Consider the following 21,654-nt stretch of genomic DNA (forward strand, 5'->3'; position numbering starts at 1 on the left):
GCATCGTTCGGGGTCCTGACCTGCGGGTTTCCACACCAGCTCGCCACAGGAGTCACATCTGTGGACAACGACACGCCCGAAACCCGCAGGTCACCGGTCGTTCACCAGCGCTTGGCACCGCGCGGTGACACGCGCTGGGAGCCCGGCGTCGCGGCGACTATCCTCGCCGGGTGGCGAGCGACCGGGAGACCCAGAAGCCGACGTCCCCCGCGCGCGAGATCCTCCGCCTCGCCGTCCCCGCCTTCCTCGCCCTCGTCGCCGAGCCGCTCTTCCTCCTCGCCGACAGCGCCATCGTCGGCCACCTCGGCACCCCGCAGCTCGCCGGCCTGGGCGTCGCGAGCGCCGCCCTCCTGACGGCCGCCAACATCTTCGTCTTCCTCGCCTACGGCACGACCAGCATCGTGGCCCGCCACGTCGGCGCCGGCGACGAGCGCGGTGCCGTCGCCAACGGCCTCGACGGCGTCTGGCTCGCCGCCGCCCTCGGCCTCGTCACCAGCGTGCTCGTCGCGGCCTTCGCCCGCCCCCTCGTGGCCGCCTTCGGCGCGAGCCCGGACGCCCTTGTGCACGCCGAGCACTACCTGCGCGCGAGCGCCGCTGGGATCCCCGCGATGCTGATCGTCCTCGCCGCCACCGGCATCCTCCGCGGCGTCCAGGACACCACCACGCCCCTGGTCGTGTCGGTGGCCGGTTTCACGTGCAACGTCGTCCTCAACGTCCTGCTCGTCTACGGCCTGCACCTCGGCATCGTCGGCTCGGCCATCGGCACGGTGATCAGCCAGTGGGGTATGGCGATCGCCCTGATCCTGGTCGTGGTGCGGGCAGCGCGGCGGCTCGACGCCTCCCTGCGCCCGCATCCGGGACGCGTGCTGGTGGCCGCGCGGGGCGGCATACCGCTGCTCATCCGCACGTTGGCCCTGCGCACGGTCCTGCTGCTGACCACGTGGGTCGCGGCGGGGCTGGGCGACGTCCCGCTCGGCGCCTACCAGGTGAGCGCGACGGTGTGGAGCTTCCTGACCTTCGCCCTGGACGCGCTGGCCATCGCCGCCCAGGCCATGACCGGCAAGGCCCTCGGCGCCGGCGACACCGCAGGCACCCGCGCCGCCACCACCCTCATGATCCGGTGGGGCATCATCGGCGGCGCGGTCCTCGGCGCCCTGGTCCTCGCGCTGCACACCGTGCTGCCGCACCTGTTCACGAGCGACCCCGAGACGCAGGCCGCCCTCGCCGCCGGCCTCGTCGTCGTGGCGCTGACGCAGCCGATCTCGGGGTGGGTCTTCGTGCTCGACGGCGTCCTGATCGGCGCCGGCGACACCCGCTGGCTGGCGTGGGCACAGCTCGCGCTCCTCGTGGCCTACATCCCCGTCGTGGTGGTCGTCCGCCACGTCGCCGGCCCCCTCGACGACCCCGCCGCCGTGATGTGGCTGTGGGTCGGGTTCAGCGTCTTCATGACCCTGCGCGGCATCGCGCTCGGCCTGCGCGCCCGCTCCGATGCCTGGCTCGTCACCGGCGCCACCCGCTGACCGCCACCCTGGCCGGCGGCCCCGCGAGCCCTGGCGCGGGATCGGTGCAGGTCGCACGTCACATCTGACACCTGACCTGCACCGATCACCCCCGCGCACGCGCCCGCCGCCGAGCACGCGCGCGTCTGCCGCCCGACCAGCACCCCGTCAGGCGCCCACGGCCTCCTGCGCCGGGCTCAGCGCCAGCGCCACGCACCCGGCGACCGCCAGCGCCACGCCGACCAGGGCCGCCGGAGCCCAGCCGGCGCGCACACCGTCACCGAGCACGGCCACCCCGACCACGCCGGGCAGCCGCACCTCGACGACCCACATCACCGCGGTCACGGGCCCGAGGGAGCCATGCTCGAGGCCACGGGCATACATGACGGCGCCGACCACGCCGGAGGCGACGAGCGCCCACGCGGCCGGCTGCGTCAGGACGCCGGTGACCATCGCGAGCCCGCCGCCGGACGGCTCGTGCACCGCACGGGCCGCGAGCGCCAGCCCCGAGAAGCCCACGCCGGCCAGCCCGCCCAGCACGAGCGGGTGACCGCGGCGCCACAGGGCGGCGGACGCCACGAGCGCGACCGCGACGAGGGCGACCACGGCCCCGGCATACCAGCTGGGCGGTGGGGTCGCGGACTCCGAGCCGGAGGACAGCGCGACCCCCGTGAGCCCGGCGGTGACGACGGCGATGGCCACCCAGTCGCGCGGGCGGGGCCGCACGCGCAGCACCACGGTCGCCAGCAGCACCGTCACGGCGAGCGAGCCCGCGAGCAGCGACTGGACGACGAAGAGGGGCAACGACCGCAGCGCCACCAGCGAGGCCACCCACGCGAGGGCGTCGCAGCCGAGCCCCAGCAGGTAGGCGGGGTGCCGCACGACCCCGGCCCCGGTGGCCCGGGACGCGGCGTATCCCTGCGAGACGGAGGCGACGGCATACATCAGCATGCCGACCACCGAGGCGACGAAGCCGAGGATCACAGCTCGAGCCCGAGCAACGCGTTCTCGACGACCTCCATCATCGCGGGGTGGATCCAGTACTGCCCACGCGCCATCTCGGGGACGGGGGTCCCGAGCGACATGGCCTGGATGAGCGGCTGCACCAGGTTGCTGGCCTGGTAGCCCATGAGGTGCGCGCCCAGCAGCAGCTTGGTCTCGGGGTCGGCGAGCAGCTTGACGATGCCCACCTGGTCCTCCATGGCCCAGCCGTATGCCGTGGCGCCGTAGTCCTGGATCTTGACGACGTAGTCGCGCCCGGCCGCCTGCAGCTCGCGCTCCGTCAGGCCGACCGACGCGATCTGCGGGTGGGTGAAGACGGCGGCGGGGACGTAGCGGTGGTCGCTCGTGCGCAGGTCGTCGGGGTGGGTGAGGTTGTGGGCGACGACCCGGGCCTCGTGGTTGGCGACGTGCTTGAGCTGCCAGTGGCTGCTGATGTCGCCCAGCGCCCAGACGCCCTCGACGCTGGTGCGCTGCTGCTCGTCGACCCACAGGCGGGGTCCGTCCATCCGATAGCCGACCTCGGCGAGCCCGAGCTGGTCGGCGTTGGGCACGCGCCCGGTGGCGACGAGGACGGCGTCCGCCACGACCTCGCCCGACCCGGAGGGCCCGGTGGTCGTGAGGTGCCACGCGCCGTCGCGGCGCTCGGCCGCGCTGATCTGGGTGCCGAGCCGCAGGTCGTAGCGCTCGGCCGCCAGCTCGGTGAACCGCCCCGAGATCAGGTCGTCCTCCTTGCGCAGCAGGCTGCCACTGCGCTGGAGCCAGGTCACCTCCACGCCGAACGCGTCGAAGATGTGGGCGAACTCCGCCGCCACGAAGCCGCCACCGACGATCGTCAGGCGGCGCGGCAGCTCCTCCATGCGCATGACGGTGTCGCTGGTGTGGACGCCGAGCTCGGGGGCCGCCTCGCGCAGACCGTCGACGTCGAGCATCGAGACGCGCGAGCCCGCGGCCACGACGATCTGGTCGGCCGTGATGGTCGCGCCGGTGCCGGTGTCGATCTCCTTGGGTCCGACGAACCGTGCGCTCCCGTCGAACACCGTGATGTGCGGGTCCTGGCGCCGGTACTGCTCGCCGCCGGCCGCGATCTGGTCGATCCGCCCCGCGAAGATCCGGTCGCGCACCTCGCGCCAGCGCACCTGCGGGTCGCAGGGGAAGGACGCGCCGAGCCGGTCGAGGTGCTGCGCCGAGGTGATGACGTCGGCGGGGTAGGCGTACATCTTGGTGGGGATGCAGCCGACGTTGAGGCAGGTGCCGCCGAAGGTGCCCCGCTCGAGGATCGCGATGTCCTTGTCGGCCAGCTCGGGGGTGATGAGCGAGTTGCCCGAGCCCGTGCCGATGATGATCAGGTCGAAGTGACGGTCAGCCATGCGCTCGAGCCTAGACGTGCAGGCTGAGCACAGGCTGCCCTCAGGACTCCCCGGCCAGTCGGTCGCCCGTCACGGCCCTCACCTGGTCCATCGCCTCGAGGGTCGCGATCGTCGCGTCGAGGGGCCGTATGCCGCTCTCGGTCCTCCCCTCGCCGAGGCAGTGCGCGACCTCGAGCGCCTCCCAGAACAGTCCGTCGTGGGCGGTCGCCGCCTCGAGGTGGCGCAGCTGTCCCCCGCCGCGTCCGTGCAGGGTGAACGAACCCGGTTGGTACCACGGGCCGTCCAGCGACACCCAGGCGTCGGAGCCGCTGATCGCGGCGACGGTGGGGGTCTCGACGAGGGCGCTCGCGTGCAGCGCCGACTGCGCCTCGCCGTGCCGCAGCGCCATCGTCGTCTGCGCCATCGTGCCGGTCGGGCCGCGCACCCCCTGCGCGGCGACCTCGGTGGGCGCCCCGAGCACCCACGTCGCCAGCGTCAGCGGATAGGTGCCGAGGTCCATCATCGCGCCGCCCGCGAGCGCCGGGTCGTGGATGCGGTGACGGTCGGGGAAGTACTCGCCGATGTCGGCGGACACGAGCGTCAGGTCGCCGAGCACGCCGTCGTCGAGCAGCCGGCTGATCACGCGGAACTTCGGCAGGCACAGCGACCACATCGCCTCCATCGCGAAGACGCCTGCGGCACGGGCGGCCTCGGCGATGCGCCGCGCCCCGGCGGCGTCGATCGCGATGGGCTTCTCGACCAGCACGTGCTTGCCCGCCGCGATGGCCAGCAGGGCGTGCTCGACGTGCTGCGGGTGTGGGCTCGCGACATAGACGACGTCCACGCGCGGGTGGGCGACCAGCTCGGCATACGACCCGAGGGGCTCGCCCCCGAGCCGCCCGGTGAACCGGCGGGCGCCCTCCTCGGACCGGGACCCGACCGCGACCACCTGGTGGTTGGTATGCCGAAGGACGGACGCGACGAACCGCTCGGCGATCCACCCCGTCCCGACGACGCCCCAGCGCAGGACGGGACCCCCGGTGGGATCGGGCAGGCGGGGCTCGGGCAGGCTGTGGGGGAAGGACATCGGTGTCGCTCCTCGGGACTGTGGCTGGACAGTGGCCAGGACATGTCAGATAGTACTAACAATTGCCGAACGAAGGAGATCGAGCATGTCCCTGCAGCCCGTCCGCATCGGTCTGATCGGCTGCGGCCGCATCGGCCGGGTCCACGCCCTCAGCGTCACCGCGGCCCCCGGGGCCGAGCTCACGACCGTCGTCGACGCCGTGCCCGCCGCCGCCGAGTCGCTGGGCGAGCTGCACGGCGCCCGCGTCGCCGCCACCCCCGAGGAGGTGCTGGCCTCCGACGACGTCGACGCCGTCATCATCGCCTCCCCCACCGCCACGCACGTCGACCTCATCGACGCCGCGATCGACGCCGGCAAGCCCGCCCTGTGCGAGAAGCCCATCGACCTCGACATCGCCCGCGTCGAGGCGCTGCGCGGCAAGGCGTCGGCCGCGACCACGCCGATCATGCTGGGCTTCAACCGTCGCTTCGACCCGCACTTCTCGGCGCTGCACGCGCGGGTCGCCGCGGGCGAGATCGGCCGCCTGGAGCAGCTGTCCATCATCAGCCGCGACCCCGCGCCCGCGCCGACGGACTACCTCGCGGTGTCCGGCGGGATCTTCCGCGACATGACGATCCACGACTTCGACATGGCGCGGCACTTCGTGCCGGACGTCGTCAGCGTGTTCGCCTCGGGGACGGCGCAGTTCAGCGAGGACATCCGCGGTCTCGGCGACTACGACTCCGCGGTGGTGGTGCTGACGGGCCGCGAGGGCCAGCAGGTGACGATCACCAACTCGCGGCACGCGGCCTACGGCTACGACCAACGGCTGGAGGCCTTCGGCTCGAAGGGGCTGCTCGAGGCCGGCAACGTCACCGACACCGTCGTGCGGCGCTGGACCGCCGACGCGGTCGAGGTGCGCGAGCCCTACCAGAACTTCTTCCTCGAGCGGTATGCCGCGGCCTACCAGCGCGAGCTCGCGGCGTTCGTCGCCGCCATCCGCGAGGACGCGCCGGTGCCGGTGGGCTTCCACGACGGCTGGGCCGCCCTGGTGCTGGCCGACGCCGCCGCCCGGTCCGCCGCCGAGGGGCGCGTCGTCGAGGTCGACCTCAACGCCTGACGCTCAGGCCGGGTCGATCCAGCGCGTGGGCAGGTTGTAGCGCGTGATGATCTCCAACGACGCCGGCACGGTCAGCGGGGCACCCGACACCAGCCGGTGGTGCCTCAGCACCTGACGGACGGCCCGACGGCAGTCGCTCTGCAGGTCGTGGTGGATCACCGCGTCGATGGCCCCCGAGCGGAGCAGCGCGACGTTGTCCTCGTCGAGGTCGTGCGCGACGTAGGCCTCCACCCGTCGCCCCCGGCGCCGCAGCTCGGCGAGGGTGGCGCGGTTGCCACCACCGACGGAGTAGACCGCGCACACGCCCGGCTCCTCGTCGAGCGCCGGCCCGACCAGGTCGCCCGTGGCGGCATCGAGCCCGTCCGCGTCCGACACCACGAGCACGGGCTCCTCCGGCCGCAGCACCGCCAGCTCGTCCTCGAACGCCCGCACCCGCTCATGCTCCCCCAAGAAGGTCGAGCGGCTCATCGTCACCAGCACCCGCCGCCCCTGGCCGCCACCCACGCCTCGCGGGGTCAGCCAGCGCGACACCAGGAAGGCTGCCGTCGCCCCCGCCTGCTGGTTGTCCAGTCCGACATACGCCACCCGCCTGCTGCTCGGGACGTCGGTGACCAGGGTGACCACCGGTATGCCGCGCCCCGCCGCCCGGTCCACCGACGCCGCGATGGCCGGGTCGTCCGGGGCCTTGAGGAGCAGCCCCTGCGAGGTGCGGCCTCCCGACCCGACCCGGTCAATCGTCTCCACGAGCTCCTCGACGTCGGCCCGCTCGCGCAGGTGGAACCTCGCCCGCACGGCCGCTGGCCGCACCCACGCCAGCTCGGCCTCGAGCGCCGTCCGCACAGCGCCCGTGAACCGCGCCGGCGCCTGCATCACGACGTCCACCAGCACGGTGCGCGCGCCGAGCCGCAGCTGCGACTGCTGCCGGTCGAGCTCGAGCACGGCCTGCTCGACGGCCCGCACGGCCGCGGCGCTCACGTTGCTGCGCCCGTGCAGCGCGCGATCGACGGTGGCCTCGGACAGGCCGGCCTGGGCGGCGATGTCCTTGAGGGGGTGCGGCGGCCTCATTCCCCGACGGTAGGCCTGATCGCGACTGAGGTCTATCTGAGGCCTTTGACCCCAGCCGACGGCCGGTCCGCGAGCCACCATGGAAGGGAAGGACCACGACGACGAGGAGACGCCATGCCGACCACGACCCGCCCGGCTCCCAGCCCGACCTACACGGCGCAGGACTGCCGCCTCGAGGACCTGCGCGCGGTGCTCGAGGCCCGCACCGACGCCACGGCATACCCGCACGCCCAGGCCGTCGAGCAGGAGGTGCTGCTCTATCGCGCCGACCGGCTGCGCGAGGCGCTCGGCACCGGGCCCGAGGCCGCCCGCGAGGTGCAGGCCGAGCTGGCCCGCGCCCTGTCCGAGGGGCCCGGGATCGTGGTGCTGCAGGGCGCCTTCGAGCACGACGTGGTCGACCGGGTCAGCGACGGCTTCCGCACGATCATCGAGGAGCAGCGCGCCTCCGGCCGCGTGGCGGGCGACCACTTCGCCAGGCCCGGGGCCAACGACCGCGTCTGGAACGCCCTCGAGAAGCTCGCCGTCACCGACCCCGAGGCGTTCGTCGACTACTACGCCAACGACCTCGTGGCGCTGGCGGCGACGGCCTGGCTGGGTCCTGGCTACCAGGTCACCTCGCAGGTCAACGTGGTCAACCCGGGCGGGGCGGGCCAGACCGTGCACCGCGACTACCACCTGGGGTTCCTCGGGCCGGAGGTCAGCGAGCGCTACCCCCGGCACGTCCACCTGATGTCGCCGATGCTGACCCTGCAGGGCGCCGTGGCGCACGTCGACATGCCCGTCGAGAGCGGCCCCACCCTCTACCTCCCCCACTCGCACCGCTACGAGCCCGGCTACGTCGCCTACTGGCTGCCGGAGTTCCAGGACTACTTCCGCGACCACCACGTGCAGCTGCCCCTCGCCAAGGGCGACGCCGTGTTCTTCAACCCCGCGCTGTTCCACGCCGCCGGCACCAACCACTCGACCGACATCCGCCGCATGGCCAACCTCCTGCAGATCTCCTCGGCGTTCGGCCGGGCCATGGAGCGCGTCGACCGGCGCCGCGTGGTCGAGGCCGTCTATCCGGTCCTGCTCTCCCGCCAGGACGCCGGTATGCCGACCGCCCGCCTCCACGACGCGATCGCCGCGTCGGCGGAGGGCTACGCCTTCCCCGCCGACCTGGACGCCGAGCAGCCCGTCGACGGGATGGCGCCACCCAGCCAGGCCGACCGGGTGCGCTCGGCGCTGGCCGCTCGGCTCCCGGTGACCGAGCTCGATTCGGCGTCCGACGCGGCGTCGACCGGTCCGCTCGCGAGCGCAACGACCGAAGCCGCCACGGCCGCGGGCCCCACGACCGGGGGCGCGGCCTGATGCGCGAGCTCCTCCAGGACCGGGTGGTCCTCGTCAGTGGCGGCACCCAGGGCGTGGGCGCCGCCGTGGCGCGGGCCGCCCTGCGCGAGGGCGCCCGCGTCGTCGTCACCGGGCGCCGCGCGGACGTCGGGTCGGCGGCGGCCGACGAGCTGGCACGCGAGCACGGCTCGCACCGCGTGGAGTTCGTGCAGACCGACCTGGCCGACGTGGACCAGGCACGCGCCTCGGTCACCGCGACGGTCGAGCGCTTCGGCCGGGTCGACGGGCTCGTCAACGCCGCCGGCCTCACCTCGCGCGGATCCCTGCTCGACACCACGCCCGAGCTGCTGCAGCAACACCTCTCGGTCAACCTCGTGGCGCCGTTCTTCACGATGCAGGCGGCCGTCGAGGACATGCGCCGCCGGGGCGCCCCCGGCACGATCGTCAACGTGCTGACCATGTCCTCCCACGGCGGCCAGCCATACCTCGCGCCCTACGTCGCCTCCAAGGCCGGGCTGGCCGGACTCACCCGCAACGCGGCGTACGCCCACCGCTTCGACCGCATCCGCATCAACGGCCTCAACATCGGCTGGACCGAGACGCCGGGCGAGGACGAGGTGCAGCGGCGCTTCCACGGTGCGCAGGACGGGTGGCTCGAGGAAGCCTCCGCCGCCCTCCCCATGGGCAAGCTGGGGCAGGTCGACGAGATCGCCGACATGGTCGTCTACCTGCTGTCCGACCGCAGCGGCGTCGTGACCGGCTCCGTCATCGACTGGGACCAGACCGTCCCCGGCGCCCACGACTGACCTCCCCCACCCACTCCGTCCCCGCCGCACCCGACAACAAGTGACCCGTCGGGGCGCACCAAGCCCGCTAACCCGCCCACACCCGACAACAACTGACCCCTCGGGGCGCACCCGGCCGTTGACCCGACGTTCGGGAGCCCCCCGCGACCCGACGGGTCACTTCCTGCACCCGGCGCTCGCGGCAGCCACGCGAGAGACCGGGCACCGGGCACGGGCCGACACACCCGACAACAAGTGACCCGTCGGGGCGCACCCAGCCCGCTAACCCGCCCACACTCGACAGCAACTGACCCCTCGGGGCGCACCCGTCCGGTTAGCCCGACGTTCGAGAGCTCCGCGCGACCCGACGAGTCACTTCCTGCACGCGTCCGCCCACACGGCGGGCACGCGAGAGGCGGGGCGCCGGATCACCGACACCCCGCCTCTCGTCATACGGCTCAGACGAACTCGCCCCGGGAGAAGCTCTCCTCGAGCTCCTCGAGGGAACGACCGCTGGTGTTGGGCAGCATCTTCCACAGGAAGAAGATCGCCGCCAGGCCGATCACGAAGAACAGGCCGAACATCCCCTGCAGACCGGCCGCGCCCACGATCACGGGGAACGAGAAGGTCAGCGCGGCGTTGACCAGCCACATGCACAGGATCGAGATCCCCATGCCGAAGCCGCGGATGCGCAGCGGGAACATCTCGGACAGCGCGACCCAGACCGGCGCGTTGAGGCAGCACTGCATGAAGAACACGAAGGTCACGGAGAGCGCCAGGATCACCCAGGCGCGTGCGGTGCCGGCCGGCATGACGGTGGCGGCGATGGTGATGAGGCCGTGGACCGTCGTCGTGGCGCAGAAGCCGAAGATGATGAGCTTGCGGCGATCCACCTTGTCGATGACGACGAAGAGGCACAGGGCCGTGCCGACGACGGCCAGGACGCCGTTGGCGACGTTGGCGATGATCGCCGCCCCGTCGGAGAAGCCGGCCTCCCTCAGCAGCTGGGTGCCGTAGTACATGATCGAGTTGATGCCGGTGACCTGCTGGGCGGCGGCGAGGCCGCAGCCGATGATCACGAGGTGGCGGATCCACGGGACGGCCATGTCGGACCAGCCGCCCTTGTGGGACTCGGCCTCCTCCTCGGCCAGCTGCTCCACCTCGCCGAGCTCGGCGCGTGCGCGGTCCTCGTTGCGGACCTGCATGAGCACCTCGAGGGCCTCGTCGTAGCGTCCCTTGGCGATGAGCCACCGCGGCGATTCCGGCATACGGAGCATCCCGAAGAACAGGAACACGGCCGGGATGGCGCACACCGCGAGCATGTAGCGCCACACGCCCTCGTGCTGGCCCCAGACGTTCGCGATGATCGCGTTGATGATGAAGGCCAGCATCTGGCCGAGCACGATCGCCAGCTCGTTGCGTCCGCTGAGGGTGCCGCGGCGCTCGGTGGGGGCGAGCTCGGACAGATAGACGGGGACCGTGGCCGACGCCGCGCCGACCGCGAGGCCGAGGACGAAGCGAGAGACGAGCATGATCGAGAGCCCCGGCGTGAAGACGCAGCCCAGCGTGCCGACGAAGAACACGACGGCGATCAGGGTCAGGGTCTTCTTGCGGCCCAGGTTGTCGTTGAGCACGCCCGAGACGAGCGCTCCGACCGCGGCGCCGATGAGCAGCGTCGCCGTCACCAGACCCTCGGTGACGGTGGTCAGGCCGAGGTCCGTCTTCATGGGCTCGAGGGCGCCGTTGATCACGCCCGTGTCGTAGCCGAACAGCAGACCGCCGAACGTCGCGACGACGGCGATCAGGTCCAGGCGCCGCTGGTGCGGGCCCGGTCGGAGGGGCGGTAGCGTCACCCCGCTGGGACTGCTGGTGGGACTGCCGTGGGACATCCTCGTCTCCTTCTGCCTTCCGCAGCACGCGGATTCGTAGCGTCCTTGCTCGTATCGCTATCACAAGTGAAGGCGCAGGTGTGGACAATGTCAATAGATTGTCCTTACATTTGACCTCACACCGTTGCAGGACGAAGGAGTCGGCATGACCACCACCTCAGCACCGCTCGAGGGCGCCTCGCAGCACCCCGGGTTCGACCTCGCGGTGTGCTCCGAGATGCAGCTGCTCGACCTGCCCCACCTGGACCGCGTGCGCCGGCTGCACGAGCTGGGCTTCGCGGTCGAGCTGTGGGACTGGACGACCAAGGACATCGACGCGCTCGCGGCGACGGGCGCCCGGTTCACCTCGATGACGGGCTACACGCACGGCGAGCTCATCGACCCCGCGGGCGCGGACGAGCTGCTGCGCACCGCCCGGGAGTCGGTGGCCGTGGCCCATCGCCTCGGCGACCCGCACCTCAACCTGCACGGCACGGGTCTCGGAGAGGGTGGTATGCCGAACCGCCCGCAGTCGGTCGTGACGCCTCGCGACTGGCTCGCCGCCGAGCGGACGCTGCGTCGCGTGGCCGCCCTGGGCGAGAGCGAGGGCGTGACCTTCCAGCTGGAGAACCTCAACCTCGACGTCGACCACCCCGGCGTGCCGTTCGCCCGGGCTTCGGACGTGATCACCTTGCTGGAGTCGGTCGGATCGCCGGCGCTGCGCATGAACCTCGACCTCTATCACGCGCAGATCGGCGAGGGGAACCTGATCGAGCTGTGCCGCCGCGCAGGCGATCTCATCGGCGAGATCCAGGTGGCCGACGTGCCCGGACGGTGCGAGCCGGGGACGGGCGAGATCAGCTATCCGGGCGTGGCGCGGGCCCTGGCCGAGATGGGGTATGCCGGTGTGGTCGCCCTCGAGGGGTGGGCGTCCGGCGACAGCGAGGTGGCGCTCGAGCGTTTCCGAGAGGCCTTCACCCTCTGACCCAGCCGCCCCGCCGCCAAGGCGAGCCGCGAGCACGCGTCAGAGGCGACAGATGGGGGTCAACCAGCTCGGATGACCCCCATCTGCCGCCTCTCGACGAGAGCGAACCTCCCGCGCGGCCCTAGTCGCGGACCTTGGGGATGTCGACCGTGGGCGCGTCGATCCCACCGTGCTTCACGGTGCTCGGGTCGACGACCTTGCCGGGGTCCGCCGCGCGCAGCTCGTGCGAGAGGTCGGCGAGCTCCTTGCCGCCCGCCATCTCCTCCGTCAGCTCGTCCAGGGTGACCTCGTCGCGGTGGGCGTCGAGGACCACGCGGCCCAGCTTGAGGATCACGAAGTGGTTGCCGACGAGGTAGGCGTGGTGCGGGTTGTGGGTGATGAAGACGACGCCGAGGCCGGCGTCACGCGCCTTCATGATGTATTTCAGCACCACGCCCGACTGCTTGACGCCGAGCGCCGCGGTGGGCTCGTCGAGGATGATCACCTTGGCGCCGAAGTAGATGGCTCGGGCGATCGCGATGCACTGCTTCTGGCCTCCCGAGAGGCTGCCGATGGGGCGGTCCAGGTCGGGGATGACGATCCCCATCTTGGTGAGCTCCTCGCCGCAGACCCGCTTCATGGTGGGGATGTCCATCCTGAAGAGGCCCTTCTTGAGCTCGTTGCCGAGGAAGAAGTTGCGCCACACGGACATCAGCGGGGCGAGCGCCAGGTCCTGGTAGACGGTGGCGATGCCGCTGCCCAGCGACTCGCGCGGCGAGGAGAAGTGCCGCTGCTCGCCGTTGACGAACATCTCGCCGACGTTGTAGTCGTGCAGCCCCGCCATGATCTTGATCAGCGTGGACTTGCCGGCACCGTTGTCGCCGAGGACGCAGGTGACCTCACCCTGGCGCACCGACAGCGAGACCCCGCGCAGGGCCTGGACGTTGCCATAGCTCTTGCCGCAGTCGCGCATCTCCAGGATGGCCGTGGTGGGGCCGCCCTCGTGGGTCGGCGCGGTCTTGGTCGCGCTCATGCCGCGTCCGCCCTTCTCTTGACGTACATGTTGACCAGCGTCGCGCCGAGGAGCATGACGCCGAGGAAGGTCTTGAGCCAGTCGACGTCCCAGCCGGCGTAGTTGATGCCGAGGTTGGTCATGCCGTAGATCAGCGCCCCGATCGAGGCACCCAGCACGGACCCGTAGCCACCGGTCAGCAGGCAGCCGCCGATGACCGCGGCAATGATGTAGATGAACTCGTTGCCCACGCCCTGGCCGGACTGCACGTTGTTGTAGTTGAACAGGATGTGCATGCCGACGAGCCACGACGCGAAGCCCGTCCCCATGAACAGCCCGATCTTGGTGGCCGTCACCGGCACACCGACGGCGCGGGCCGCGGCGGCGTCACCGCCCACCGCGAAGATCCAGTTGCCGACGCGGGTGCGCAGCAGGACGTAAGCCAGGATCGCGGTGAGGACGAACCAGTAGAGGACCACTGACTCGATGCGGACGGGCCCGATCGAGAACCCGGAGGCGAAGACCTTCTGCGCGCTCGCCCACCCGTCCATGTCGCTGATCGAGTTGGACGAGACGCCGCCGGTCACGATGCGGGTGACGGCCAGGTTGACGCCCTGCAGCACGAAGAACGTGCCCAGCGTGACCAGGAAGCTCGGCAGCCCGGTGACGTGCAGCAGCCAGCCGTTGAAGGCGCCCACCGCCAGCGACAGGACGAGCGCGAGGAGGACGCCGACCCAGACGTTCAGGCCGAGGTACCACGCGAGGTGCGCCGCGGCCAGGCCCGAGAAGGTCACAGCCACACCGGTGGACAGGTCGAACTCGCCACCGATCATCAGCAGCGACACGAAGACCGCCATGATCCCGATCGTCGACGCCGCGTAGAGGATCGTCCCGATGTTGGCGACGTTGCGGAAGGCCGGTGCCACCGCGAGGAAGAGGGCCGCGAGCGCGACCGCTCCGATGAGGGCGCCCACGGCCGGCATACCGAGCAGCAGCGCGGTCGGTGACTTGGTGCGGACCCGGTCGTCCCCCGCGGCGGGGGACGAAGGCGGGCGGCCCGGCTCGAGGTCGGTGGCCGTGCTCATCGGGTGCCGTTCGCGGCGAACTGGGCGACCTTCTCGACGTTCGCCTTGTCGATGAACGCGGGGCCGGTCGCGACGTTCTTGCCACCGCCGAGGGTGTTGCCGTTGGTCTTGTAGAACCACAGCGCGTCGACGGCGAGGTAGCCCTGCAGGTAGGGCTGCTGGTCGATGGCCCACTCGACCTTGCCGTCCTTGACGGCGTTGACGAGCTCCTTGCTGGTGTCGAAGGTGCCCAGCTTGGCCGAGCTGCCGGACCCGGCGATGGACTTCACCGCGTCGAGGGCGAAGGGGGCGCCCAGGGTGACGACCCAGTCGATCGCCTTGTCCTGGGTGAGCTTGGCCTGGATCGTCGTCGTCACGGCGGAGTCGTCGCGGCCGTTGACGTAGATGCGGTCGACGTTGACGCCGGCGGCGCCCTTCTTGACGCCGTCGCACCGGTCCTCGAGCTGCTGCTGGCCCTGCTCCTGGATCACGCACACCACCCGCTTGCCGCCGGCCTTGGCGATGCGCTCGCCGACGGCGATGCCCGCGTCCGTCTCGCCCTGCCCGAAGTAGCCGATGGCGCCGAGGCCCATCGCGTCGGTGCCGCCGGCGTTGAACATGGTCACCGGGATGCCGGCCGCGACGGCCTTCTTGATGACGGGGCCCAGCGCACCGGTGTTGGGGCTGGTCACGGCGATGCCGTCGACCTTCTTGTCGATGGCCGCCTGCACCAGCTGGGCCTGCTTGGTGGCGTCGGGATCGTTGGTGTACTCCAGCTTGACGTTGTCCTTCTTGGCGCCGGCCTCGGCACCCTTGCGGATGATGTCCCAGAAGGTGTCGCCGGGGGCCTGGTGCGTGATCATCGCGACGGTCATGGTCGGGGTGCCGGCGTTGCCCGCCGCACCCCCCGCCGCGGACTCGATGGTCTGCTTGCCGCCGGAGGAGCTGCAGGCCGCCATGCTGAGGGCCGTCGAGGTGGCGAGCGCCAGGGCGAGGGTGGTCTTGACGGTGCGGTTCATCGTGGTGCCTCTCGTGACGGAGCAGCGTCGTCGCGCTCCGGGCGGGTTGTGCGGTGCTGATGTGGTTGGTGACAAACTATGCGTTTGTCCTGCCCACGGGTCGTCGGGGTGGCGGATCGGTCGGAACTGTTGGCGAGTCGTCACCTCGTGTCGGGGATCTCCTGGAGGCGGACGGGCGCCCCGCGGCGCCGCGAGAGGTCGCAGGCCTCGGCGAGGCGCTGCGCCTGGAGGGCGTCGCGGACGGTGCAGGGGGACGGTGCGCCGCCGATCATGGCGACGAAGGCCTCCAGCTCGGCGGCGTAGGCCGGGAGGAAGCGGTCGAGGAAGGACCAGTGCCGAGGACCGTGGGTGAGGGTGACCCCCGGCTCGGCGGAGTCCAGGGCGAGGGACTGGTCGAGCCCCACCGCCAGGGCGCCCAGGCTGCCGGTGACCTCCAGGCGGACGTCGTGCCCGGCGCCGTTGTAGCGGGTGGCCGACAGCAGGACGAGCGTGCCGTCCGCCATCGTCAGGATCGCGGCGGCGGTGTCCACGTCGTCGGCCTCGACGAAGAGCCGCTCGCCCTTGTTGCCCCCGGCGGCGCTGACCGTCACGGCCTCCTGGCCGGTGACGAAGCGGACGACGTCGAGGTCGTGGATGGAGCAGTCGCGAAAGATCCCGCCGGACGCAGCCAGGTATGCCGCGGGCGGCGGCGCCTGGTCGTGGGTGACCGCGCGAAGGAGGTGCACGGTGCCCAGCTCGCCGCCGACGACGGCGTCCCGCACGCGGCGGTAGCCCGCGTCGAACCTCCGCTGGAATCCGACCTGCACCGGCACGCCGGTCTCCCGCTCGAGCTCGGCGAGGGTCACGGCGCCGGCGAGGTCCCGCGCGACCGGCTTCTCGCAGAACGCCGGCACGCCCGCGCGCATGACCGTCTCGAGCTGCTCGGCGTGGGCGCTGGTCGACGAGGCGATGACGCAGCCGTCGAGCCCGGAGGCGAGCAGGGACGACAGGTCGTCCGCCGCCGACACCTGCAGCTGGTCGGCCACGGAGCGGGCGACCTCGGGGACGACGTCGGCGAGGACGACCTCCTCGACCTCGGGGAGGGCGCGCAGGTTCTCGGCATGGATGCGACCGATGTGGCCGACGCCGATGACTGCGATGCGCATGTCTCTCCTTCGAGACGTGGGCGAGGGCTCACCCGGGCTTGCACCACCTTCACTGAGCGACCCGGGCCACGTCAAGACTTTGTCCGGACATTTACAGGTCTTGACGATATCGAGACGCGTCATCCAGCACGGACGACGGGATTCGTCATACGTTTGCCATGCTTGGGGGTCTTGCGTAGACTTATATTTGTCAGCACATGAGCTGGCACCCACGATGGCCGTGCAGGGCGAGCCCATCGGGATCCGCTCGTGCGCGGCGGAGAGCAGGATGAGTTGCCCCGCCACATGACCGACCTGACCGCCCCCGCGCAGATCGACGACGAGGCCAGGGCCGCGACCCCGTCCACCCTGAGCCTGGCCGTCACGCTGGCCCTGATCACCATCGCCCTCGTGGTCGCCGGGACGCTGCTCGCCTCCCCCCAGCTGGTCGTCGCCGCCATCGTGCCCGTCGTGGGCACCGTGGTGCTCGCGGGCGTCGCGAGCTACCAGGGCGTCTTTCGCATCTGACGGCGACCCCGCCCCCGCCATACGCCCGCTGACCAGGCGAACGGCGCCCCAGACCTGATGTGCCGGCACCCGCTGGCACGACACGACGGCCGTGCAGGACCGAGGCCCTCGGGCCTCCTCGTCCTCCGGCAGAGAAAAGGACTCATGACCAACACCCACGTCGCCGACGTCCGCACCGCGCAGACGCAGACCACCCACAACGCCCTGGCCGTGCAGGCCGCCCTGCTGGCCACCCTCGCCGTCGTCCTGACGGTCGTCGGGGGCGTGCTCGCGTCCGCCCCGATCCTGCTCAGCGCCCTGCTGCCGCTCGCCGGCACCGTCGCGCTCTTCCTGACCTGGAACGCCCGCGAGCTCAGCCACGCCTGACCGGCCGCTCCCGTGAGCCCCTCTCCCGACCCGGGAGAGGGGGCTCACGTCGTCCTGGCGCGGACCGTGGTCGGCCGGGGAGTCGCACACACGGAGCCTCCGCCGACGGACTCAGGCGTCGTATGTCGTCCGCCCGCTCACCGGCTGCACCGACTCCCACGCGCGGCTCGCCGCAGCTCGCACGACCGCCTCGTCGACCTCGGCCGCGGACCACGCGTCCGCCGCGGACGGGGCGACCTGCTCGCCGGACAGCACCGACTCGACGAAGTCCCGCCCCTCCACGACCTTGAGGTCGTCGAAGGAGAGGTTCTGGCCGGGGCCGGGCTGGAAGCGGGCGTAGGCGCCGTGCTGCGGCCCGGCCATGACGGTGGTGTAGCCGTGCACGTCCCCGCCGTCGCCGAGCAGGACCTGCACCTTGGACATGTCCTCGAAGTTCCAGCGCACGGATCCGCCTGTGCCGTAGACCTCCACGACGTACTCGGCGCGCGGGCCCCGGGCCACGCGCGACGCCTCGAGGGTGCCGACCACCCCGGAGTCGAAGCGGGCGAGCATCCCGACGTAGTCCTCGTTGCCGACGGGGCCGCGCTCGTGCGAGACGCGGACCTTGGCGTGGCCGATGCCCTGCTCCAGCGGGATGGGGCGGTCGGTGATGAAGGTGTCGGTCATGGCGGCGACCTCGGCGACGCGCCCCACGAGGAACTGCGCGAGGTCGATGCCGTGCGACATGAGGTCGCCGACCACACCCGCGCCGGCCCGGCCGCGGTCGTAGCGCCAGGTGAGCGGCCCGTCCGGGTCGCTCGCGTAGTCCGCGATCAGCCAGACGCGCACGTTGGTGACCCGCCCGAGCCGCCCGTCGCGGATCAGCTGCCGCGCGAACTGCACCCCCGGCGCCTGGCGGTAGTTGAACCCCACGCCGGTCACGAGCCCGGCCTCGGCTGCGGCGCAGGCGATCTCACGGGACTCCTCGGCCGAGACGCCCATGGGCTTCTCGATCCAGAAGGGCTTGCCCGCCGCCACGGCCGCGAGGGCGATCTCGCGGTGCAGGAAGTTGGGCGCGCAGATCGACACCGCCTCGACGGCGGGATCGGCCAGCAGGTCGCGGTAGTCGGCATACGACCCGGCGAAGCCGAACTGCTCGACCGCGGCCGACCGCGCCCCCTCCACGGGGTCGGCCACGGCCACGAGCCGCGGGCGCACCCGCAGCTCCGGGTAGCGCTCGGGCAGCGAGGCGTAGGCCCGCGTGTGCAGCCGCCCCATCCACCCGAAGCTGATGACGCCGATGCCCAGCTCGCGGATCGGCGACGGCGCGGAGCCGGAGTTGTCGACCGCCGGCGTGTCCGGGCGGGCCTCGATGGGTGCCTCGGTCACGCGTCCAGCTCCTTCTCGATCCGCTCGCGCATCCGCACGTGAACCTCGTCCATCTGCTCCTCCCAGCCGAAGACGCAGACCGACACCGCTCCGTCATAACAGGTCTCGCGCAGGTAGCCGAAGACCTCGTCCCACGGCACCTCGCCGTTGCCGATCTCGTTGTGCTGGTGGATGCGGGCGTCCACGCCGGGCGGGTTGACGATGTAGCGGTTGCCGACGTTCGCGAGGTGGTTGTAGACGTCGGCGACGTGCACGTGCCGCAGCCGCTCCCCGGCATACGCCATCATCGCCCGCGCGTCCCCCGCCCCCTGGGACAGGTGGAACATGTGGGGGCAGCAGAACTCGTAGTTGAACCACGGCTTGTTGACCCCGCGGACGATCTGCACGGCGCGCTCGTTGGTCTCGACGAAGTCGTAGGGGTGCGCCTCGATCGTGCACTCGATCCCGTGCCGCTCGAAGTCGGGGACGAGCTCCTCGATGCTCTTGTAGAACTGGGCCTCGCTGCGCAGCGGGTCGTTCGGGTCGCCGGACAGCTCGGTCGCGATCATCGGCACCTCGAGGTCGTCGGCGATCTCGAGGAGCCGCCGCAAGCAGCGCACCGCGTGCTGGCGGTCCTGCTCGTCCGGCGCCGACCAGTTGTAGACCGGGTTGAACGTCCAGATCTGGACGCCCGTCTCGGCCATCGCCCGCTTGACCTTGGCGATCTCGGCGTCGTCGACCTTGGGATAGTGGTGCCACTCGTGGAAGTCCGCCCGCGGCGACAGCTCGAGGAACTCGTAGCCGAGGTCGGCGGCCTTGCGGCACTCCTCCGCGACCGTGAGGTGCGGGTGATACATGGACGGGTCCAGCAGGATCTTGACCATCGTTGTCTCCCAGGGGTCGTGACCGTATGACGATCGCGTGGCGGTCAGGCGTAGAGGGCGGGCTTGTCGATCATCTCGACGGCGACCTCACCATCCTCGGTGAGGGCCCGCACCCCGGCGTCGCACACGCACGCCGCCGCGTAGCCGTCCCACGCGCTGGACCCCGTGTGCTCGTCCCGGGCGACCGCGGTGATCCACTCCTGCACCTCGCGGACGAACGCGCCGCCGAAGCGCTCGTTGTGGTCCATCGTCAGCGCGTTGGAGCGGCCGACCGTCCCGGTGCGCTCGATGAGGTGCTGGTCCGAGAGGCGGATGGTGCCCGTCTCGGCGACGGCCTCGCACTGGATGTCGTAGGAGTGCTGGTTGTTGACGAAGATCTCGTCGTCGATCCAGATCCCCGACTCGGTGTGCATGATGAGGATCAGCGGGTCCTGCAGGTGCTCGAACCGCTTCGTCGTCTTCTTGGGCGTGTCCACGCGCACCCGCACGATCTCCTCGCCGGTGAGCCACCGCATCGTGTCGATCTCGTGGATGCCGGTGTCGTTGATCGCCATGTCCCACGTGTAGCGCTCCGGCACCGTGGGGTTGCGGTGGCGGTTGTGGACGATGAGCGTCTCCCCCACCTCGCCGGAGTCGAGGATCGCCTTCATCTGGCGGTAGGACTCGTCGAAGCGGCGCATGAACCCGACGGTGACGAGCTTGCGCCCGGCCCGCTGCTCGGCGTCCATGATGTTGAGGGCGCCCTGGGCGTCGGGCGTCATCGGCTTCTCGCAGAAGACCCGCTTGCCCGCCTCGATGCAGGCGATGACGTCGGCCTCGTGGGCCGGCCCGAAGGAGCAGATCATCACCGCGTCGACGTCGGGGTCCGCGATGAGCTCGGCGCTGTCGGTGTACCCCTTGACGCCATACGTGCTCGCCACGGTCGTGACGTTGTCCTCCGCGATGTCGGAGATCGCCACGACCTCGCCGCCCGCGATCACGCTGCGGATGCGGTCGATGTGGGCCTGCCCCATGCCGCCGGGGCCGATCATGCCGATGCGCACAGTCATGTGAAGTCGTCTCTCTCTGCTGGTGGTTCGCTGTGTGGTTCGCGGGTCTGGTGCGCGCTACCTGAGGCCGAGGCCGCAGGACGCGAGGTACTCGCGCGTCGCGATGGCGTTGGGCAGGGGGTAGGACGGGTCGCAGCCGTACATGTCCTGCTCGCAGATGACGTAGAGGTCCTTGTCGAGGCCGGCGAGGGCGTCGATCAGGGTCGGCATGTGCGGCTCGCCCTCCGGCGGGGCCACCGAGACGCCCTTGTTGACGGCGGCCACGAACGGCCAGTCGTCGTCGTGCGCCTGCTTGACGATCTCGGGGTCCATCGCCTTGATGTGGACGTAGGAGATGCGCTCGGGGTAGCGGTTGATGAGGTCGACGCAGTCGCCCTGGCCGTAGACGATGTGGCCCGTGTCGAGGCAGAAGCCGACATAGCTCGGGTCGGTGGCCTGGAAGATGCGGTCGATGTCCTGCGGCGTCTCGATGTGGGAGTCGCCGTGCGGGTGCAGCACCATCTGCAGGCCGTAGTCCTCCTTCATCATCCGGCCGAGGCGGTCGGCGTTGGTGACGTAGAGGTCCCACGCCTCGCCCGTGAGGGTGCGCTCGTCGGTGAAGTCGCCGGTCTTCTCGTCGCGAAACATGGGGGGCAGGTGGACGACATACTCCGCGCCGACGGCGGCGTGCGTCTCCCCGATCGCGCGGAAGGTCCGCTCGGTGTCGGCCCAGGCCTCGGCCTTGTGCAGGATCCCCCAGCCCGTGCCGGCGACGACGCGGAAGCCGCGCTTGGCCATCTCGTCGGCGAGACGCTTCGGGTCGGTCGGGAAGTAGCCGAACGGCCCCGTCTCCATCACCGAGAAGCCGGCCTCGGCCATCTCGTCGAGGGCCTTCTCCCACGGGATCTGCTTGGGGTCCTCCGGGAACCACACGCCCCACTGGTCGGGGCAGACGCCGATGGTGAGCCTGGAGTAGCGAGGGTCGCTGGTGTTGCGCGACTTGTCGGTGCGGGACGGGTTCTCGGCCATGAGCTGTCCTCCCCGGGATGCGGCCCGGTGTCGTGTCGTCGTTGACGCGGGCGCCGTCTCGCACCCGTGCGCCTCACGCTAGCCAGGCGCCTATGTCCTGTCAATAGATCAAACCCCTACCTCAGGTAGTCACATCCACCCGGGTTGGCACGCCAGGCCGACAGACCTACCTCAGGTAGTCACATCGGCCCGGGTTGGCACGTTGGCTG

Annotated in this window: 20 protein-coding genes; 7 read left to right on the plus strand and 13 right to left on the minus strand. The window is 71.3% G+C overall.

Annotated elements, in window-relative coordinates:
- Nucleotides 1–170: 170 nt before the first annotated feature.
- Nucleotides 171–1,520 (plus strand): MATE family efflux transporter, encoded by a 1,350-nt coding sequence (locus B4K29_RS08455; protein ID WP_286967038.1) that lies wholly within the window; start codon nucleotides 171–173, stop codon nucleotides 1,518–1,520.
- A 147-nt stretch (nucleotides 1,521–1,667) separates the two neighbouring features.
- On the opposite strand, the gene B4K29_RS08460 is transcribed toward B4K29_RS08455, so the two are convergent.
- From B4K29_RS08460 to B4K29_RS08470, 3 genes are read right to left on the minus strand one after another with little or no spacing between them, the layout of a single operon-like run.
- Entirely contained in the window at nucleotides 1,668–2,483 is an 816-nt protein-coding gene (locus B4K29_RS08460; RefSeq protein ID WP_286967039.1) for a hypothetical protein, read from the minus strand.
- Nucleotides 2,480–3,868 (minus strand): mycothione reductase, encoded by a 1,389-nt coding sequence (locus tag B4K29_RS08465; RefSeq protein ID WP_286967040.1) that lies wholly within the window; start codon nucleotides 3,866–3,868, stop codon nucleotides 2,480–2,482. The genes B4K29_RS08460 and B4K29_RS08465 overlap by 4 nt, the downstream gene beginning before the upstream one ends.
- Before the next feature lie 40 nt (nucleotides 3,869–3,908).
- Nucleotides 3,909–4,934, minus strand: a complete 1,026-nt coding sequence (locus B4K29_RS08470) for a Gfo/Idh/MocA family protein (protein ID WP_286967042.1) — start codon at nucleotides 4,932–4,934, stop codon at nucleotides 3,909–3,911.
- Nucleotides 4,935–5,019: 85 nt separating this feature from the next.
- Between B4K29_RS08470 and iolG the strand changes: the two genes are divergently transcribed.
- Complete coding sequence (gene iolG / locus B4K29_RS08475) at nucleotides 5,020–6,033, plus strand: inositol 2-dehydrogenase (RefSeq protein WP_286967043.1); 1,014 nt, start codon at nucleotides 5,020–5,022, stop codon at nucleotides 6,031–6,033.
- Between the two features lie 3 nt (nucleotides 6,034–6,036).
- Here iolG and B4K29_RS08480 read toward each other — a convergent pair whose 3' ends face one another.
- Complete coding sequence (locus tag B4K29_RS08480; RefSeq protein WP_286967044.1) at nucleotides 6,037–7,098, minus strand: LacI family DNA-binding transcriptional regulator; 1,062 nt, start codon at nucleotides 7,096–7,098, stop codon at nucleotides 6,037–6,039.
- Between the two features lie 114 nt (nucleotides 7,099–7,212).
- Here B4K29_RS08480 and B4K29_RS08485 point away from each other — a divergent pair, with 114 nt between their 5' ends.
- Both B4K29_RS08485 and B4K29_RS08490 read left to right on the plus strand, forming a co-directional pair.
- Nucleotides 7,213–8,448 carry a phytanoyl-CoA dioxygenase family protein gene (locus B4K29_RS08485; protein ID WP_286967045.1) on the plus strand — a complete coding sequence of 412 codons (1,236 nt, stop codon included), beginning with the start codon at nucleotides 7,213–7,215 and terminating at the stop codon, nucleotides 8,446–8,448.
- Entirely contained in the window at nucleotides 8,448–9,233 is a 786-nt protein-coding gene (locus B4K29_RS08490; protein ID WP_286957317.1) for an SDR family oxidoreductase, read from the plus strand. Before B4K29_RS08485 ends, B4K29_RS08490 begins: the two co-directional genes overlap by 1 nt.
- Nucleotides 9,234–9,670: 437 nt before the next feature.
- On the opposite strand, the gene B4K29_RS08495 is transcribed toward B4K29_RS08490, so the two are convergent.
- Complete coding sequence (locus tag B4K29_RS08495; protein ID WP_286967046.1) at nucleotides 9,671–11,101, minus strand: sugar porter family MFS transporter; 1,431 nt, start codon at nucleotides 11,099–11,101, stop codon at nucleotides 9,671–9,673.
- 145 nt (nucleotides 11,102–11,246) lie between these two features.
- Between B4K29_RS08495 and B4K29_RS08500 the strand changes: the two genes are divergently transcribed.
- Nucleotides 11,247–12,065, plus strand: coding sequence for a TIM barrel protein (locus B4K29_RS08500; RefSeq protein WP_286967047.1), 819 nt, complete (start codon nucleotides 11,247–11,249; stop codon nucleotides 12,063–12,065).
- A 121-nt stretch (nucleotides 12,066–12,186) separates the two neighbouring features.
- Here the strand turns inward: B4K29_RS08500 and B4K29_RS08505 are convergent, their stop codons facing one another.
- The 4 genes from B4K29_RS08505 to B4K29_RS08520 all read right to left on the minus strand — a co-directional run bounded on the left by B4K29_RS08505 (nucleotide 12,187) and on the right by B4K29_RS08520 (nucleotide 16,284).
- A complete protein-coding gene (locus B4K29_RS08505; RefSeq protein ID WP_239266153.1) occupies nucleotides 12,187–13,077 on the minus strand; it encodes an ATP-binding cassette domain-containing protein in 891 nt (296 codons plus the stop codon).
- Nucleotides 13,074–14,141: an ABC transporter permease gene (locus B4K29_RS08510; RefSeq protein WP_239266151.1), complete on the minus strand. Its 1,068-nt coding sequence runs from the start codon at nucleotides 14,139–14,141 to the stop codon at nucleotides 13,074–13,076. The genes B4K29_RS08505 and B4K29_RS08510 overlap by 4 nt, the downstream gene beginning before the upstream one ends.
- A complete protein-coding gene (locus B4K29_RS08515) occupies nucleotides 14,138–15,139 on the minus strand; it encodes a sugar ABC transporter substrate-binding protein (protein WP_239266149.1) in 1,002 nt (333 codons plus the stop codon). Before B4K29_RS08515 ends, B4K29_RS08510 begins: the two co-directional genes overlap by 4 nt.
- A gap of 140 nt (nucleotides 15,140–15,279) precedes the next feature.
- On the minus strand, nucleotides 15,280–16,284 hold the full coding sequence (locus B4K29_RS08520) for a Gfo/Idh/MocA family protein (protein ID WP_286967049.1): 1,005 nt from the start codon (nucleotides 16,282–16,284) through the stop codon (nucleotides 15,280–15,282).
- Nucleotides 16,285–16,569: 285 nt separating this feature from the next.
- Here B4K29_RS08520 and B4K29_RS08525 point away from each other — a divergent pair, with 285 nt between their 5' ends.
- Together B4K29_RS08525 and B4K29_RS08530 are read left to right on the plus strand one after the other, a co-directional pair.
- Nucleotides 16,570–16,791 (plus strand): hypothetical protein, encoded by a 222-nt coding sequence (locus B4K29_RS08525; RefSeq protein ID WP_286967051.1) that lies wholly within the window; start codon nucleotides 16,570–16,572, stop codon nucleotides 16,789–16,791.
- Nucleotides 16,792–16,935: 144 nt separating this feature from the next.
- Complete coding sequence (locus B4K29_RS08530; RefSeq protein WP_019286848.1) at nucleotides 16,936–17,157, plus strand: hypothetical protein; 222 nt, start codon at nucleotides 16,936–16,938, stop codon at nucleotides 17,155–17,157.
- A 111-nt stretch (nucleotides 17,158–17,268) separates the two neighbouring features.
- Here the strand turns inward: B4K29_RS08530 and B4K29_RS08535 are convergent, their stop codons facing one another.
- Genes B4K29_RS08535 through B4K29_RS08550 form a run of 4 tightly spaced genes read right to left on the minus strand, consistent with a single transcriptional unit; the run spans nucleotide 17,269 to nucleotide 21,445 of the window.
- Complete coding sequence (locus tag B4K29_RS08535) at nucleotides 17,269–18,525, minus strand: Gfo/Idh/MocA family oxidoreductase (protein ID WP_313666881.1); 1,257 nt, start codon at nucleotides 18,523–18,525, stop codon at nucleotides 17,269–17,271.
- Nucleotides 18,522–19,388 carry a sugar phosphate isomerase/epimerase family protein gene (locus B4K29_RS08540; RefSeq protein WP_286967052.1) on the minus strand — a complete coding sequence of 289 codons (867 nt, stop codon included), beginning with the start codon at nucleotides 19,386–19,388 and terminating at the stop codon, nucleotides 18,522–18,524. The genes B4K29_RS08535 and B4K29_RS08540 overlap by 4 nt, the downstream gene beginning before the upstream one ends.
- Before the next feature lie 44 nt (nucleotides 19,389–19,432).
- Nucleotides 19,433–20,437 (minus strand): Gfo/Idh/MocA family protein, encoded by a 1,005-nt coding sequence (locus B4K29_RS08545; RefSeq protein ID WP_286967053.1) that lies wholly within the window; start codon nucleotides 20,435–20,437, stop codon nucleotides 19,433–19,435.
- A 57-nt stretch (nucleotides 20,438–20,494) separates the two neighbouring features.
- The gene (locus tag B4K29_RS08550; protein ID WP_239266143.1) at nucleotides 20,495–21,445 is read right to left on the minus strand and encodes a TIM barrel protein; all 951 of its coding nucleotides are present in this window, start codon (nucleotides 21,443–21,445) and stop codon (nucleotides 20,495–20,497) included.
- Nucleotides 21,446–21,654: the final 209 nt, after the last annotated feature.

The organism is Arsenicicoccus sp. UBA6765, assembly GCF_002453335.1.
Lineage (GTDB): Bacteria > Actinomycetota > Actinomycetes > Actinomycetales > Dermatophilaceae > Arsenicicoccus > Arsenicicoccus bolidensis.

Bases quoted from the DNA above. Each gene is read 5' to 3' on its own strand.
- B4K29_RS08465 (WP_286967040.1), bottom strand. From the start codon at position 3,868: ATGGCTGACCGTCACTTCGACCTGATCATCATCGGCACGGGCTCGGGC.
- B4K29_RS08470 (WP_286967042.1), bottom strand. From the start codon at position 4,934: ATGTCCTTCCCCCACAGCCTGCCCGAGCCCCGCCTGCCCGATCCCACC.
- iolG (WP_286967043.1), top strand. From the start codon at position 5,020: ATGTCCCTGCAGCCCGTCCGCATCGGTCTGATCGGCTGCGGCCGCATC.
- B4K29_RS08480 (WP_286967044.1), bottom strand. From the start codon at position 7,098: ATGAGGCCGCCGCACCCCCTCAAGGACATCGCCGCCCAGGCCGGCCTG.
- B4K29_RS08485 (WP_286967045.1), top strand. From the start codon at position 7,213: ATGCCGACCACGACCCGCCCGGCTCCCAGCCCGACCTACACGGCGCAG.
- B4K29_RS08490 (WP_286957317.1), top strand. From the start codon at position 8,448: ATGCGCGAGCTCCTCCAGGACCGGGTGGTCCTCGTCAGTGGCGGCACC.
- B4K29_RS08495 (WP_286967046.1), bottom strand. From the start codon at position 11,101: ATGTCCCACGGCAGTCCCACCAGCAGTCCCAGCGGGGTGACGCTACCG.
- B4K29_RS08500 (WP_286967047.1), top strand. From the start codon at position 11,247: ATGACCACCACCTCAGCACCGCTCGAGGGCGCCTCGCAGCACCCCGGG.
- B4K29_RS08505 (WP_239266153.1), bottom strand. From the start codon at position 13,077: ATGAGCGCGACCAAGACCGCGCCGACCCACGAGGGCGGCCCCACCACG.
- B4K29_RS08510 (WP_239266151.1), bottom strand. From the start codon at position 14,141: ATGAGCACGGCCACCGACCTCGAGCCGGGCCGCCCGCCTTCGTCCCCC.
- B4K29_RS08515 (WP_239266149.1), bottom strand. From the start codon at position 15,139: ATGAACCGCACCGTCAAGACCACCCTCGCCCTGGCGCTCGCCACCTCG.
- B4K29_RS08520 (WP_286967049.1), bottom strand. From the start codon at position 16,284: ATGCGCATCGCAGTCATCGGCGTCGGCCACATCGGTCGCATCCATGCC.
- B4K29_RS08525 (WP_286967051.1), top strand. From the start codon at position 16,570: ATGACCGACCTGACCGCCCCCGCGCAGATCGACGACGAGGCCAGGGCC.
- B4K29_RS08530 (WP_019286848.1), top strand. From the start codon at position 16,936: ATGACCAACACCCACGTCGCCGACGTCCGCACCGCGCAGACGCAGACC.
- B4K29_RS08540 (WP_286967052.1), bottom strand. From the start codon at position 19,388: ATGGTCAAGATCCTGCTGGACCCGTCCATGTATCACCCGCACCTCACG.
- B4K29_RS08545 (WP_286967053.1), bottom strand. From the start codon at position 20,437: ATGACTGTGCGCATCGGCATGATCGGCCCCGGCGGCATGGGGCAGGCC.
- B4K29_RS08550 (WP_239266143.1), bottom strand. From the start codon at position 21,445: ATGGCCGAGAACCCGTCCCGCACCGACAAGTCGCGCAACACCAGCGAC.